Annotated in this window: 14 protein-coding genes; 7 read left to right on the top strand and 7 right to left on the bottom strand. The window is 73.3% G+C overall.

Annotated features, from left to right (window positions below):
- Nucleotides 1-35: 35 nt before the first annotated feature.
- The 4 genes from ABZ452_RS08580 (at nt 36) to ABZ452_RS08565 (ending at nt 4,842) form a co-directional block, all read left to right on the top strand.
- On the top strand, nt 36-1,142 hold the full coding sequence (locus ABZ452_RS08580) for a citrate synthase 2 (protein WP_357940379.1): 1,107 nt from the start codon (nt 36-38) through the stop codon (nt 1,140-1,142).
- A 248-nt stretch (nt 1,143-1,390) separates the two neighbouring features.
- Nucleotides 1,391-2,518: a phosphoserine transaminase gene (gene serC, locus ABZ452_RS08575; RefSeq protein ID WP_357940377.1), complete on the top strand. Its 1,128-nt coding sequence runs from the start codon at nt 1,391-1,393 to the stop codon at nt 2,516-2,518.
- 189 nt (nt 2,519-2,707) lie between these two features.
- Nucleotides 2,708-3,796: a septation protein SepH gene (gene sepH, locus ABZ452_RS08570; RefSeq protein WP_357940375.1), complete on the top strand. Its 1,089-nt coding sequence runs from the start codon at nt 2,708-2,710 to the stop codon at nt 3,794-3,796.
- A gap of 59 nt (nt 3,797-3,855) precedes the next feature.
- Nucleotides 3,856-4,842, top strand: coding sequence for an aldo/keto reductase (locus tag ABZ452_RS08565; RefSeq protein WP_357940373.1), 987 nt, complete (start codon nt 3,856-3,858; stop codon nt 4,840-4,842).
- Between the two features lie 48 nt (nt 4,843-4,890).
- Here the strand turns inward: ABZ452_RS08565 and thpR are convergent, their stop codons facing one another.
- The 5 genes from thpR to ABZ452_RS08540 form a co-directional block, all read right to left on the bottom strand.
- Nucleotides 4,891-5,469, bottom strand: coding sequence for an RNA 2',3'-cyclic phosphodiesterase (gene thpR, locus ABZ452_RS08560; protein WP_357940371.1), 579 nt, complete (start codon nt 5,467-5,469; stop codon nt 4,891-4,893).
- 3 nt (nt 5,470-5,472) lie between these two features.
- The gene (locus ABZ452_RS08555; protein ID WP_357940368.1) at nt 5,473-5,982 is read right to left on the bottom strand and encodes a hypothetical protein; all 510 of its coding nucleotides are present in this window, start codon (nt 5,980-5,982) and stop codon (nt 5,473-5,475) included.
- Between the two features lie 119 nt (nt 5,983-6,101).
- Nucleotides 6,102-7,388 (bottom strand): MFS transporter, encoded by a 1,287-nt coding sequence (locus ABZ452_RS08550; protein WP_357940366.1) that lies wholly within the window; start codon nt 7,386-7,388, stop codon nt 6,102-6,104.
- Between the two features lie 76 nt (nt 7,389-7,464).
- The gene (locus ABZ452_RS08545; protein ID WP_357940364.1) at nt 7,465-7,914 is read right to left on the bottom strand and encodes a MarR family transcriptional regulator; all 450 of its coding nucleotides are present in this window, start codon (nt 7,912-7,914) and stop codon (nt 7,465-7,467) included.
- A gap of 64 nt (nt 7,915-7,978) precedes the next feature.
- Nucleotides 7,979-9,460 carry an NCS2 family permease gene (locus tag ABZ452_RS08540; protein ID WP_357940362.1) on the bottom strand — a complete coding sequence of 494 codons (1,482 nt, stop codon included), beginning with the start codon at nt 9,458-9,460 and terminating at the stop codon, nt 7,979-7,981.
- Nucleotides 9,461-9,549: 89 nt separating this feature from the next.
- Between ABZ452_RS08540 and ABZ452_RS08535 the strand changes: the two genes are divergently transcribed.
- Nucleotides 9,550-9,810 (top strand): DUF2530 domain-containing protein, encoded by a 261-nt coding sequence (locus ABZ452_RS08535; protein WP_357940360.1) that lies wholly within the window; start codon nt 9,550-9,552, stop codon nt 9,808-9,810.
- A 4-nt stretch (nt 9,811-9,814) separates the two neighbouring features.
- Here ABZ452_RS08535 and ABZ452_RS08530 read toward each other — a convergent pair whose 3' ends face one another.
- Nucleotides 9,815-10,654: a DUF3027 domain-containing protein gene (locus tag ABZ452_RS08530; protein ID WP_357940358.1), complete on the bottom strand. Its 840-nt coding sequence runs from the start codon at nt 10,652-10,654 to the stop codon at nt 9,815-9,817.
- Nucleotides 10,655-10,741: 87 nt separating this feature from the next.
- Between ABZ452_RS08530 and ABZ452_RS08525 the strand changes: the two genes are divergently transcribed.
- Nucleotides 10,742-12,340 (top strand): MFS transporter, encoded by a 1,599-nt coding sequence (locus tag ABZ452_RS08525; protein WP_357940356.1) that lies wholly within the window; start codon nt 10,742-10,744, stop codon nt 12,338-12,340.
- Nucleotides 12,337-12,987, top strand: coding sequence for a futalosine hydrolase (locus tag ABZ452_RS08520; RefSeq protein ID WP_357940354.1), 651 nt, complete (start codon nt 12,337-12,339; stop codon nt 12,985-12,987). Before ABZ452_RS08525 ends, ABZ452_RS08520 begins: the two co-directional genes overlap by 4 nt.
- Here the strand turns inward: ABZ452_RS08520 and ABZ452_RS08515 are convergent.
- On the bottom strand, nt 12,959-13,846 hold the full coding sequence (locus tag ABZ452_RS08515; RefSeq protein ID WP_357940352.1) for a GNAT family N-acetyltransferase: 888 nt from the start codon (nt 13,844-13,846) through the stop codon (nt 12,959-12,961). The two genes, ABZ452_RS08520 and ABZ452_RS08515, sit on opposite strands and share 29 nt — an antisense overlap.
- Between the last annotated feature and the right edge of the window lie 302 nt (nt 13,847-14,148).

The following is a 14,148-nucleotide window of genomic DNA, read 5'->3' as shown; positions in this document are numbered from 1 at the left end:
GCGGCCACCACCACCGCCGGAAGCCAGGAGACGACATGTCCGACTTCAAACCGGGCCTGGAGGGCGTCGTAGCCTTCGAGACCCAGATCGCCGAACCGGACCGCGAGGGCGGCGCGCTGCGCTACCGCGGCGTGGACATCGAGGATCTGATCGGTCAGGTCTCCTTCGGCAACGTCTGGGCGCTGCTGGTCGACGGGCGCTTCGGCCCGGGCCTGCCGCCGGCCGAGCCGTTCCCGGTGCCGGTGCACTCCGGCGACATCCGCGTCGACGTGCAGTCCGCGGTCGCCATGCTCGCCCCGTACTGGGGGCTCAACCAGCTCCTCGACATCTCCGACGAGCAGGCCCGCGAGGACCTGGCCCGGGTGTCGGTCACCGCGCTGTCCTTCGTCGCCCAGTCCGCCCGCGGCCTCGGCCTGCCGGCCGTGCCGCAGAAGGAGATCGACAAGGCGGAGACGATCGTCGAGCGGTTCATGAAGCGCTGGCGGGGTGAGCCCGACCCGCGGCACGTCAAGGCCGTCGACGCCTACTTCATCTCGGCCGCCGAGCACGGCCTGAACGCCTCCACCTTCACCGCCCGGATCGTCGCCTCCACCGGCGCCGACGCCGCGGCCTGCATCTCCTCCGGCATCGGCGCGCTCTCCGGCCCGCTGCACGGCGGCGCGCCGTCCCGGGTGCTCAGCATGCTGGAGGCCGTCGAGCGCAGCGGCGACGCCGAGGGCTACGTCAAGGGCGTCCTCGACCGGGGCGAGCGGCTCATGGGCTTCGGCCACCGGGTCTACCGGGCCGAGGACCCGCGCGCCCGCGTGCTCCGCCGCACCGCCAAGGAGCTGGGCGCGCCGCGCTTCGAGATCGCCGAGGCGCTGGAGAAGGCCGCCCTGGCCGAGCTCCAGGCCCGCCGCCCGGACCGGGTGCTCGCCACCAACGTCGAGTTCTGGTCGGCCGTCGTGCTGGACTTCGCCGAGGTGCCGGCGCACATGTTCACCTCGATGTTCACCTGTGCCCGGATGGGCGGTTGGTCCGCGCACATCCTGGAGCAGAAGAAGCTCCAGCGGCTGGTCCGCCCGTCGGCCCGCTACATCGGGCCGGGCAGCCGCAAGCCGCAGCAGGTCGAGGGCTGGGACGCCATCCCGCACGGCGTCTGATCCTTCCCCGCGTACCCCTCGCCAGGGCCCGGTCCGTCGCGGACCGGGCCCTGGCGCGTGTGGCGCATCCCTCAGCTCCGGGAGTGGGACCAGCCGCCGGGCCGGGCGGCCCGGGTGCGAGGATGAAGGCCGGCAGTGCCGCCGGACCGGGCTCGGACCCGGCTCCGCCGCGCGCCCACGCGTGGCCGCCGTCGCTCCGCGCCCGCTGAAGGGCCCGCCCTCGCCCACGCGGAAGGATCGAGACAACCGTGGCTGACGCACCGACCATCCGGATTCCCGACGACATCAGGCCCGCCGACGGCCGCTTCGGCTGCGGGCCGTCCAAGGTCCGTCCCGCGGCGGTGTCCGCCCTCGCCGACGTCGCCACCAGTTACCTGGGCACCTCGCACCGGCAGAAGACGGTCCGCGACCAGGTGGCCCGGCTGCGCCGCGGCCTCGCCGAGTTCTTCGCCCTCCCCGAGGGCTACGAGGTGGTGCTCGGCAACGGCGGCACCACCGCGTTCTGGGAGGTCGCCACCTTCGGCCTGATCCGCGACCGGGCCCAGTTCGCCAGCTTCGGCGAATTCGGCGCCAAGTTCGCCAAGTCGGTCAAGGACGCGCCGTTCCTGGGCGAGCCGACCGTGCGCAAGTCCGAGGCGGGCAGCGCGCCGACCCTGGTCGCCGAGGCGGGCGTCGACGTCTACGCCACCCCGCAGAACGAGACCTCCACCGGCGTGGCGGTGCCGATCAGCCGGGTGCCCGGCGCCGACGAGGGCTCGCTGCTGCTGGTCGACGCCACCTCCGGCGCGGGCGGCCTGGAGGTCAACGTCGGCGAGACCGACGTCTACTACTTCGCCCCGCAGAAGTGCTTCGGCTCCGACGGCGGCCTCTGGCTGGCCCTCATGTCGCCGGCCGCGCTGGCCCGGGCCACCGAGATCAAGGAGTCGGGTCGCTACATCCCCGCCTTCCTCGACCTGGTCACCGCGATCGACAACTCGCGGCTGGAGCAGACCTACAACACCCCGGCGCTGGCCACCATCTTCCTGGCCGCCGAGCAGACCGACTGGATGAACTCGCAGGGCGGGCTGGCCTGGGCGGCCAAGCGCACCGCCGAGAGCGCCGGCATCGTCTACGGCTGGGCCGAGCGCTCGGCGTTCGCCACCCCGTACGTGACCGACCCGGCGCTGCGCTCCAACGTGGTCGCCACCATCGACTTCGCCGACGGGGTGGACGCCTCGGCGATCGCCAAGGTGCTGCGCGCCAACGGCATCGTCGACACCGAGCCCTACCGGAAGCTCGGCCGCAACCAGCTCCGCGTCGCGCTCTTCCCGGCCGTCGAGCCGGCCGACGTGGAGGCGCTCACCGCGTCCATCGACTACGTGGTCGAGCGGCTCTGATCGTGTGGTGACGGTGGGTGGTCGTCGGGGCTCCGGCGACCACCCACCGTGATCATCGCCGCAGCTCAGTCGCAACATGCCGGGGTGTCGCATCCCCCACCTTCGGGTAGATGAGCGTACGGTGGTTCGAGACGCCCGGGTGGCCGGCTCGTGGCGTGACGGCCAGCGAAGCGGGACGGAGGCAAGCCCATGCGCCCAGTACGCTTCGTCGCCCTCTCGGAGGACGGCCAGGCTCTGGTGCTCGCCGACGAGGTCGGGCGCCTGCTCGCCCTGCCCATCGACGAGCGCATCGCCTCGGCGATGCACGCCGAGCCGGGCGCGGCCCCGCTCGCGGTGGTGCCGAGCGCCGCCGACCCGACGCCGTCGCTCTCCCCGCGGGACATCCAGGCCCGGATCCGCTCCGGCGAGTCCGCCGAGGACGTCGCCCGGATCGCCGGCGTCCCGGTCGACCGCGTCCTGCGCTATGCCGGCCCGGTCCTCCAGGAGCGGGCCATGCTCGCCCAGCACGCCCGGCGCACCCGACTCAAGGGCGCCGAGAAGCCGACCCCGCTGGCCGAGGTCGTCAACGGCCGGCTGGCCCAGCACGGGATCGACACCGAGAAGATCTCCTGGGACGCCTACCGCCGCGACGACGGCACCTGGCGGATCATCGCCACCTGGCCGTCCGGCAAGGCCACCGCGCAGGCGGTCTGGGATCTCGACAAGACCCGGCAGAACGTCGCGCCGCACGACGACATGGCGCAATACCTGTGCGCCGAGCGCCCCACGCCGATCCTCGGCCAGGAGCCGGCGCCGGAGCGGGGCGGCCACGCGCTGCCCGGCCCGTCGCGCGGCGAGCCGAGCCGGGGCGGGCACGGCCTGCCGTCGCCCGCCGAGCACGCCCGTCCGGGGCGGGACCCGATCCGCGCCGGCCGGGACGCGCTGCTCGCCTCGCTGGACCGGCCGCTCGGCGGCACGTCCGGCCGCGGTCTGGACACCCGCTCCCCGGCCGCGCTGGCCGGGTCCGACGCCCCCCGCCAGCGGGCGGTCACCGGTGGCGCGGCCGCGCTGCTCGGCGGCGGCCAGGGCTCCGCGTTCGACGACGACTCGGACGCGCCGAAGGAGATCCCGGCCGTGCCGTCGCTGGCCGTGCTCCGGCCCCGCCGCACCGGTCCCGCTGCGGCGACCGGCGGCACCGGCACCGAGTCCACCGACGCCGCCGGCAAGCCGCGCAAGCGCCTGCCGAGCTGGGACGACGTCCTCTTCGGCACCGGCCCGGCGGCCCGCGAGTCCTCCTGACCGACGGTCCACCCTGGCGTAACGAGGCACTCTAAGTGCCCGCGTGCCAGGGTGGACCTATGGAGTACACGAACCTGGGACGCACCGGCCTGTCGGTGAGCCGGCTCTGCCTCGGCACCATGAACTTCGGCCCGCAGACGACCGAGCCGGACAGCTTCGCCATCATGGACCGGGCACTCGAACACGGCATCAACTTCTTCGACACCGCCAACGTCTACGGCTGGAAGACCGGTGAGGGCGTCACCGAGCAGATCATCGGCCGCTGGTTCGCCCAGGGCGGCGGGCGCCGCGACAAGGTCGTCCTGGCCACCAAGGTCTACGGCAAGATGGGCGAGTGGCCCAACGAGCAGGGCCTGAGCGCCCGGCACATCATCCGGGCCTGCGAGGACTCGCTGCGCCGGCTGCAGACCGACACGATCGACCTCTACCAGATGCACCACATCTCGCGGACCACGCCGTGGGAGGAGATCTGGCAGGCCATGGAGACCCTGGTCGCCCAGGGCAAGGTCCTCTACGTCGGCTCGTCCAACTTCGCCGGCTGGCACATCGCCCAGGCGCAGGCGGCGGCCGGCCGCCGCAACTTCCTCGGCCTCGTCTCCGAGCAGAGCATCTACAACCTGATGACCCGGCACGTCGAGCTGGAGGTGATCCCGGCGGCGCAGCACTACGGGCTGGGCATCATCCCGTGGTCGCCGCTGCACGGCGGGCTGCTCTCCGGGGTCATCCGCAAGATGGCCGAGGGCGGCGCGGCCCGCGGCGCCTCCGGCCGGTCCGCCGACGCGCTGGCCGAGCACCGGTCCACCATCGAGGCGTACGAGAAGCTCTGCGCGGACCTCGGCCACGACCCGGCGGACGTGGCGCTGGCCTGGCTGCTCTCCCGCCCGGGCGTGACCGCCCCGATCGTCGGCCCGCGCACCATGGACCAGCTCGACCGCAACCTCGGCGCGCTGGATGTGCGGCTCGACGAGGCCACGCTGGAGAAGCTCGACGAGCTCTTCCCGCCGGTCGGCAACGGCGGCCCGGGCCCGGAGGCCTGGGCCTGGTGACCCGCTGACCGGGTTGGCCGGGCCTCTCCGGTCAACCCGGTCGGTGCGTCAGATGGGCCAGGCGGCGAGGCGGTCGTAGGTGGGGCGCGGGCCCGGGTGGCTGCGCACCAGGACCAACTCGTCGGCGCTCCACTCCGGGCCGTGGTAGTCGTGCAGGGTCTCCCGGTCGGCCAGCACGTCGGCGCGGTCGATCCGGTCGCCGGGGCGGGCGATGGTCAGGTGGGCCCGGAACGGCTTCTCGTCGTGTGGCAGCCGGGCCCGGCGCAGCCCGGAGCGGATGAGCCGGGCGAGCACGGTCAACCCGTCGACCTCGCCGCGTACGTCCACCCAGAGCACGGTGAACCGGCCGCGCCCGAAGCTGCCCCCGCCGCCGAGCCGCAGCCGCGGGGAGCTGCCCCGGGCGTCCCGGAACGTCTGCGCGGCGAGGCCGAGCGCGCTCTCCACGTCGACCAGCCGGTCGTCGGGAGTGTCGCCGAGGAAGGCCAGGGTGAGATGGGCGTTGGCCGGGTCGGCCAGCCGGACGTTGGTGCCGGCGGCGGAGGCGGCCCCGGTGCGCAGCCGGGCCACCTGGGCGCTCAGGTCGTCGATCGCCGGCGTCGGCGGGTAGACCGCGACGAAGAGCCGCACCGGTCAGCGGTGCCGCTGGTGGTGGCCGGGGCGGGCGGCGGGCAGGGTGAGCCCGGCGGCGTGCAGGAGGCCCTCGACGCGTACCCGTTCGATCTCCTTGTCGACGCCCTCCAGCTCGGCCAGGTGCTCGGCGATGCCCAGCGCCCCGCAGGCGGCGCGCAGCCGCTCGTCGTACGCGTCGATGACCGAGCCGTGCCACACCACCGAGCGGTCGGCGGCGGCGAGCCGGTGGCCGCCGAAGCGGCGCAGGTCGACGGCGAGCTGCTCCAGCGGGCGGCGGTCCTCCCGGTCGAACTCGGTGAGGTCGATGTCGCGGGTCAGCGACTCGGCCTCGATGGCCCGGTCCAGCCGGGCGATGGTGCGGCGTTCCCGGCGCTGCTCGCGCCACTCGGCCCAGCCGCAGGCCACCCGGTCGAGGATCTCGTCGGCGCAGAAGATCAGCGCGAAGAGGGCCGGCAGGCAGCAGACGGCGAGGATCGCCAGCGCCAGCAGTAGTCCTTGCCCCACTCCCACATATCGACGCTATGCCGCGCCGTCCGCGCCCGCCACCCGATTGGTGAGATCCGGACGCGAATGAATGAGGAAGGACCGGTCCCCTCGGGCGGGAACCGGTCCTTCGGGCGGTCGACAGGTCACTCCGCCCCGGGCGACACCACGTAGAAGCGCGGCATGGGCAGCACCCGCAGCCGCAGCCGGGCGCCGGAGCGGCGCAGCTGCCAGGTGAGCGCCAGCAGGGCGGCGGCCAGCGAGATCAGGCCACCGGTCCAGATGCTCGCGCCGGCGCCGAACGTCTCGGCCACCCAGCCGATGATCGGCGCGCCGACCGGGTTGGTGCCGAGGAAGACGAGCACCCACAGCGCCATGACCCGGCCCCGGAAGGCGGCGTCGACGCCGAGCTGGACCCGCTGGTTCGCGGCCTGGGCGAAGAAGACCATGAAGAACCCGGTGGGCAGCAGCAGAGCCGCCACCAGCCAGTACGACGAGGCGAGCCCCACCAGCGTGCCGAAGCTGGCACAGCCGACCGCCGCGCCGAGCACCAGCCACACGGTGGGCCGGCTGCGCCGGCCGGTGCCGGACAGGGCGCCGACCAGTGCGCCCACCGCCAGCGCGGTGGTGAACAGGCCGAACGAGGCGGCACCCGTGTGGAACACGGTCTTGGCCAGCGCGGCGAGGGTGAGCTGGAAGTTGAACAGGGTCATCCCGACCACCGACATCAGCGCCATCGGCAGCAGGAGGTCGGGGCGGCGCGCGACGTACCGGAGGCCGTCCACGACCTTGGCCTGGTCGCGCTCGCCGGTCGGCGGCAGGTCCTTGCGGTACAGCTCGCTGGTGCGCATCCGGACCACGTTGACCAGCGGGGCGATCGAGCTGAACGCGGTGATCAGGAAGACGGGGCCGACGTCGAAGGCGGCGATGGCCAGGCCGGCGATGGCCGGGCCGAGGATCCGGGCCGAGTTGAAGGTGGCCGCGTTGAGCGAGAGCGCGTTCGGCAGCAGCGGCATGCCGACCAGCTCGGAGACGAACGCCTGCCGGACCGGGGTCTCCACCGCGTTGAAGACCCCGAGCAGGGCGGCGAACGCGAAGACGTGCCAGAGCTGCACGAGCCCGGTGACCACCAGCAGGCTCATCGCCAGCGCCAGGACGGTCCAGAAGATGTTGGCGATGAAGAGCAGCATCCGCTTGTCGTAGCGGTCGGCGAGGCGGCCGGAGATCAGTGTCAGCAGCAGGACGGGGGTGAACTGGAGCGCGGTGACCACGCCGAGCGCGGTCGCCGAGTTGCCGCTGAGGTCGAGGACGAGCCAGTCCTGGGCGATGTACATCATCCAGACGCCAATCAACTTGATCAGCTGTCCGGTGGCGAAGAGTCGGTAGTTGCGGACTCGTAGGGACTGGAACATCGTGCTCAACTTGGCCTGCACTCTAGGTGCGCCTCCTCGCGATCATGTACGCCTCATCCACAACGGACGAAGCGGACCGCGGGACGCGCGTACCCGCTCAGGCGCGAGCGATGCCCTGCAGGATGTCGGCGGCACGCTGCAGCGTGTCGCGTTCCTCCTCGGTCAGGGCCGCCAGCCGGGTGGCCAGCCACGAGTTGCGGGCCCGCTCGAACTGGTCGAGTACGGCCCGTCCTCCCTCGGTCGCCGCCAGGATGACCTGCCGTCCATCGGTCGGGTGGGGGGTCCGCTGCACAAGGCCGCGGTCCTCCAGCTTCGCGATGATCTTCGTCATCGTTGGCGGCTGCACCCGCTCGATGTCGGCCAGCTCCCGGGGTGTCAGGGCGCCCGCCAGGTTGAGGCTGGTGAGCGCCGAGAGCTGAGTGACCGTGAGGTCGCCGACCGGTCGGGCCTGTCGGACCCGCCGGTTGAGTCGAGTGATCGCATCACGCAGCTGAGGGGCCAGCTGCGCCGGTGGCACGCGTTTCGCCGTCACCGTCCGCTCCGTCACAGTAGTTAGCTTAACTAATGAGCCTGGCTAACGACATGCGATATGACCAGGCTCACCAGCGACTTCAGAGCACCACGGCCTCGATCGGCCCGCGCAGGAAGTAAAGGATGAACAGGGCGGCCACCCCGTACAGCAGGGGGTGGACGTCGCGGAACCGGCCCTTCGCCACCTTCAGCAGCACGAAAGTGATCACCCCGGCGCCGATCCCGTTCGAGATCGAGTAGGTGAAGGGCATCAGCACGATCGTGAGGAACGCGGGGATGGCGATCTCGTAGTCGGTCCAGTCGATCGTGCGGACCGCGGTCATCATGAGGAAGCCGACCACCACGAGCGCCGTCGACGCGGCCTCGAACGGCACCACCACCGCCAGCGGCGCCAGGAACATGGCCAGCAGGAACAGGCTGCCGGTGACCAGGTTGGCCACCCCGGTCCGGGCGCCCTCCGCGACCCCGGCGGCACTCTCGATGTACGACGTGTTGCTCGACACCGAGGCCGCGCCACCCGCGGCGGCGGCGATCGAGTCGACCAGCAGGATCTCCCGGGCCCGCGGCGGGGTGCCCCGCTCGTCGAGCATGTCGCCCTCCTGGCCGATCGCGACCATCGTGCCCATGGTGTCGAAGAAGTCCGTGATGAGCAGGGTGAAGACGAACATCAGCGGGACCAGCCAGCCGACCCGGGTCCACGAGTCCAGCAGGTTGAAATTGCCCAGCAGCGAGAGGTCGGGGACGTCCACCACCTTCTCCGGCACCTCGGGCACGTTCAACGCCCAGCCCTTGGGGTTCGGCTTCCCGTTGACGAACGACGGCCCGATGTTGCCGACCGCCTCCACCGCGATCGCCAGCACGGTGGAGGCCAGGATGCCGATCAGGATCGCACCGCGGACCCGGCGTACCACCAGCACCAGGGTGAGCAGCAGACCCACCACGAAGACCAGCAGCGGCCAGCTGACGATCTTGCCGCTGATGCCCAGCCCGACCGGCACGGTCGTGTTCGCGACGTCCGGCACACGTCGGACGAACCCGGCGTCGACCAGGCCGATGATGGTGAGGAAGAGGCCGATGCCGACACCGATCGCCGTCTTGAGCTGGGTGGGCACCGAGCGGAACACCGCCGTACGCAGCCCGGTGAGCACGAGGATGCCGATCAGCACACCCTCGATCACCACGAGGCCCATGGCGTCCGCCCACGTCATCTGCGGCGCGATCTCGAACGCGACCAGCGCGTTCACGCCCAGCCCGGCGGCCAGCGCGATCGGGAACCGGGCCACCACGCCCATCAGGATGGTCATCACGCCGGCGACCAGCGCCGTGGCCGCCGCCAACGCCGGGATGGCGAGCTTGCGCCCGTCGCCGTCGACCGCGCTGCCCAGGATCAGCGGGTTCAACACCACGATGTACGCCATCGTGAAGAACGTGGCCAGCCCACCCCGGACCTCCCGGCCCGGCGTCGACCGGCGGGCGGAGATCTCGAAGAAGCGGTCGAAGGCGTTGCGCGGGTGCGCGGGATCGGGTGGCGTGCCGTGGTCCGGCGGCGGCGCGATGGCCATCGGGTCCTCACATATCGATCGACCGGTTGTCGCGCGCATCGTCCCAGATCACTCGCGGGCAGGGAAGGACGATCGCGTACGCTGGGCGCGTGCCCCAGGAGCAACCGCCGCGGCCCGAGCCGCTCGACCCGCCGATGGTGCCGTTCGCCCTCGCCGGGCTGGTCGCCTGGGCGGTGGCCGGGCTGGTGCTGCTGCTGTTCTTCCGTGACTGGCTCACCGCGCACGGGCACCAGAACTGGCTCTGGACCTGCCTGGCCGGTTTCCTGTGGGGCTTTCCCGGGCTGGCCGTGATGATGCGGCACGACGCCAACCGGCGCCGCCGCCGAGCGGCAACCGCCCGTCAGGGCTGACCGGTCAGGGGTGGCCGTACGGCTCCGCCGGCTCGGCCGCCTCCACCGAACCCGGGGCCCGGCTCACCGACATCGCCTCGACCGCGCTGTCGTCGTAGACCGTGGGCAGCTCGTCCACCGGGGAGTCCGCCGCTTCGACAAGCGTCTCGGAGTGGGCGCCGCAGCCGTGATCCGCGCTGACCACCCGACCGTCGTCGGGGGCGTAGAAGTTGCCGCAGGCGCCGAAGGACTGCCGCAGGGCGCCGGCGAGCGGCAGGTAGAAGCCGCAGGTGCCGCAGCGGGCGGCGGCCGGCGCGGCCACCGAGATCGCGGCGTCGGGGCCGTGGTCACCGTCGTACCAGCGCTGGGCGGCGTCGGTGCGGCCCTCGCGGGACAGCACCCGGGCCCGGCCGAGGCCCAACTCCCAGGCGGTCTCCTCGACGGCCGGGTCGTCGGAGAGCAGGTAGCCGGGGGCGAGCCGCTCGTCGTCCGCCGGGGTGGGGAGCAGGTCACCGGGGCCGAGATCGCCCGGCTTGAGCCGCTCCTGCCAGGGCAGCCAGCCCGGGGCGAGCAGCGCGTCGGCGCCCGGCAGCAGCACCGTCTCGCAGATGGTGACGGTGCGGCTGCGCGGCACCCGGGTCACCGTGACGGCCCAGCGCCAGCCCCGGTAGCCGGCCAGGCGGCACTCGAAGTAGTGGGTGACGAGCCGTTCGCCTTCGGCGACGGCCTGGAGGTGATCGCCGACGTCGGCGGGGTCCACCTCGGTGATGGCGGCGCGGGCCACCTCGACGGCAGCGGCGCACATCTGGTCGAGCCGGGGAGCGCGGGCGGAGGCGGGCCTGTTCACCGGACCATTGTTCCCCATGCCCGTGGTCGGATGACAGGCACTCCCCGGAGTCGTTCTCTCCGGGTGATGCGGCGCGCGTGGATCAGATGGGCGAGGATGGGACACATGCCGCTGTCCTCCCGCTCCGGCCGGTCCGTCCTCGGGCGGACCGTCGGCACCGGCATCCGTGCCACCCGCCTGCTGCTCCGGGGCTCGCTGCACGGCGGGCGGTGGATGACCCGGCGGGCCGGCACGGCCCGCGCCCGCAGCGCCGGCAACGAGGTCGGCATGGTCCGCCTCTTCGACCTGCACGCCCTCTCCTGCGCCGGGGACACGCTCATCGCCATCGGCCTGGCCGGCACGATCTTCTTCGACGTCCCGCTCGGCGAGGCCCGCAACAAGGTCGCGCTCTACCTGCTGGTGACCATGGTCCCGTTCGCCATGCTCGCCCCCGTGGTCGGCCCGCTGCTGGACCACTTCCGGCACGGCCGGCGCTACGCGCTCGCCGCCACCATGCTCGGCCGGGCCTTCCTGGCCTGGCTGATCTCCGACTACATCGGCGGTTTCGGGCTCTATCCGGCCGCGTTCGGGGTGCTCGCCCTCTCCCGGGCGTACGGGGTGGCCCGCTCGGCGGCGGTTCCCCGGCTGCTGCCCGAGGGGCTCGGGCTGTCGCAGGTGGGCGCCCGGGCGAGCGTCTACGGCACGGTGGCCGGCGCGCTGGTCGCACCGATCGGGCTGGCCGCGTTCTGGTTCGGGCCGCAGTGGCCGCTCCGGGTCGCCTCGCTCATCTTCCTGATCGGCATGATCATCTCGCTGCGGCTGCCGCCGCGGGCCGACTCGGAGCCGCCGGAGCGGGTGCCCAGGCCGCTGCGCGCGCTGCGCCGCCGGGACGGGGAACGCCCGCTGGGCCGGGGCCGGCCGGCGGGCCGGCTGGTGATCGCCACCCTGATCGGCGCGGCGGCGCTGCGCGGGCTCTACGGCTTCCTGCTGCTCTTCCTGGCCTTCGCGATCAAGGCCGGCGACCTGACCACCGACTTCTTCGGGCGGAATCTGGGCGCCCAGGGTGCGCTGGGCCTGGCCGGCGGCGCGCTGGCGGTGGGCACCTTCCTGGCCACCGCGATCGGCACCCGGCTGCGCATCCACCGCCCGGCGGCGATCCAGTCCAGCGGCACGGTCATCGTAGCCGGGGTGGCGGTGCTCGCCGCCCTGAAGTTCTCGCTGCCCATGGTGGCGCTGCTCTGCGTGGTCACCTCACTGTTCAGCGGCATCGCCAAGCTCGCGGTCGACGCCTCGATCCAGGAGCGGATCCCGGAGCGGCTGCGGGCCAGTTCCTTCGCCCACTCGGAGACCGCGCTGATGCTGGCCTTCGTGGCCGGCGGCGGGCTCGGGCTGGTCCCGTTCACCGGCCCGGTCGGGGTGGCGGTCGCCGCCTGCGTGGCCGCGCTGGTGGCCGCCCGCGGGGTGCTGGTGGCCACCCGGCTGCGTGGCGAGCACCTGGTGGGCCGCCCGCTCGGCGACGACGAACTGGCGACCGAGCCCGGCACGGAGTTCGACGACCCCGCCCCCACCTCGCCCGCCCCGCCCCGGGCCGACCCGCCGCCCGCGAACCACGACGACGAGCTGGCACCGCCCGGGTTCCACATCTACCGCCCCTCGTCCTCCGTCGGTGGGCCGGGCGGCAGCGAGGAGGAGAACCGGCGGGAGCCCCGGGGACCGGTGGCGTGAGCGGGCTGCTGGTGGTGACGGCGGTGCCCGCCGAGGCGGACGCGGTCCGGGCGGGCCTCACCGATCCCACGGTCACCGTCGCGCCGGTCGGGGTCGGCTCCGCCGTCGCCGGCGCCGCCACCGCGCGGCTGCTGGCGCTCGCCGAGGCGGCCGGACGCCCGTACCGGGCGGTGGTCAGCGCGGGCATCGCGGGCGGCTTCGTCGGCCGGGTGCCGGTCGGGGGCACCGTGCTGGCCACCCGCAGTGTCGCCGCCGACCTGGGCGCCGAGTCCCCCACCGGCTTCATCCCGCTGGAGGAGCTGGGCATGCCGCCGGAGCTGCTCGGCGGCGGCAGCGTCATACCCGCCGACCCGGGCCTGCTGGGCGCCCTGCGCACCGCCCTGCCGGAAGCCACCGCCGGCACGGTACTCACGGTCAGCACGGTGACCGGCACCGCCGCGAGCACGGCGGCCCTCGCCGACCGCCACCCCGACGCCGTGGCCGAGGCCATGGAGGGGTACGGCGTAGCCGTCGCCGCCGCCCAGGCCAACCTCCCCTTCGCCGAGCTGCGCACGGTGTCAAACCCGATCGGCCCCCGCGACCGCGACTCGTGGCGCATGCGCGAAGCCTTCGCCGCCCTCACCGCGGCGGCAGCCGCCCTCCGCTGACCGGTGACGGCCCCTCCTCGCTGCCCGGCGGCGGCCACCCTCGGCTGGCCGGCCGGTGGAACCGCAACGCCGCCGGCCGGCTCGCCTCCAGGTCGAAGCCGCACGCGAGCAGGAAGCTGGCGCCGCCGCTCTCGGCGATCGCGTGCGCCGACCGCACGCCGGCCCCGTCCATCTCCGTCAGGAGCGCGGCGACCAGCCGCCGCCCGATGCCCAGCAACCGGTAGGCCGGCGCGACGAGCACCCCGTCCAGCACCACCTGCCGCTGGCCGGGCTCGGGATGCCCGATGAGCAGGTCGCTGCTGCGTTCGTGCGCGCGCAGCTCGCCGACGAGATCACCGTCGGGCAGCTCGGCGACGAACCGCCAGGAGGTCGACGGCAGCACCGGATCGACGTAACGGCGCACCAAATAATCGCGGCGCACCGCCTCGCGCAGCCTCTCCCGGTCCCGCACAGCGCGATCGAGCCGGAACGTCACGGCGGGCAACGGCGGCCACCGGTTGGACGGGATCTTGAACCAGTGCGCCCACCAGGCGCCGGGCCAGTCCTTCGGCTCACGCACCTCGCGGGCGTCCAGGTGCGCGGGGCAGTGCCGCCCCGCCGCGTCCCGCAACGTTTCGTGCGGCACCGTTGCCAGCTCACGGGTCGCCGGACCTTGAAGCACGATCCGACCGGCCACGGCGCCGACCAGGCGCTCGATGGTGCGGAAGCTCGGATCCGCCGTCTGTCCCGACTCGATGCGGGCGATCGTGGCCTGCGGCACCCCGGACTTCCCGGCCAGCTCGCGCTGACTCAGATCAGCCGCGCGCCGCAACGCCCTCAAGGCAGCGGCCAGGTCGGTCACGGGCGGGGCGTCGCTCACCGAACCATGTTCGGATGGCGCCGAGCCGCCCTCAACCCCGCGCTTTCCACCTGTGGAAAACCCTGTGGAAAACGGCGCTGGCTGGGGACGGGTGAGGTCGCTGGCGACTACAAACTTGATGACGTAGGCGAGTCAGACCTCGGGCAGAGGTGGCGCCGGTGGATCCGCGGACGACGACAAACTCGCTGACTCCGGTGATTCAGGTCCCCGGTGGGGCTGCTGTGGCCGCCATGGTCGCTCGCGGCGCGATGGGCCAGCCGGAGCGGTCAAGCAGTGACGCGAGAGAGCCGGACTCGAGGCGG

The organism is Micromonospora sp. NPDC005707, from assembly GCF_040631005.1.
Classification (GTDB): domain Bacteria; phylum Actinomycetota; class Actinomycetes; order Mycobacteriales; family Micromonosporaceae; genus Micromonospora.
The sequence above is the reverse complement of the archived record's forward strand: the minus strand, read 5'-3'. Positions and strand labels throughout refer to the sequence as shown.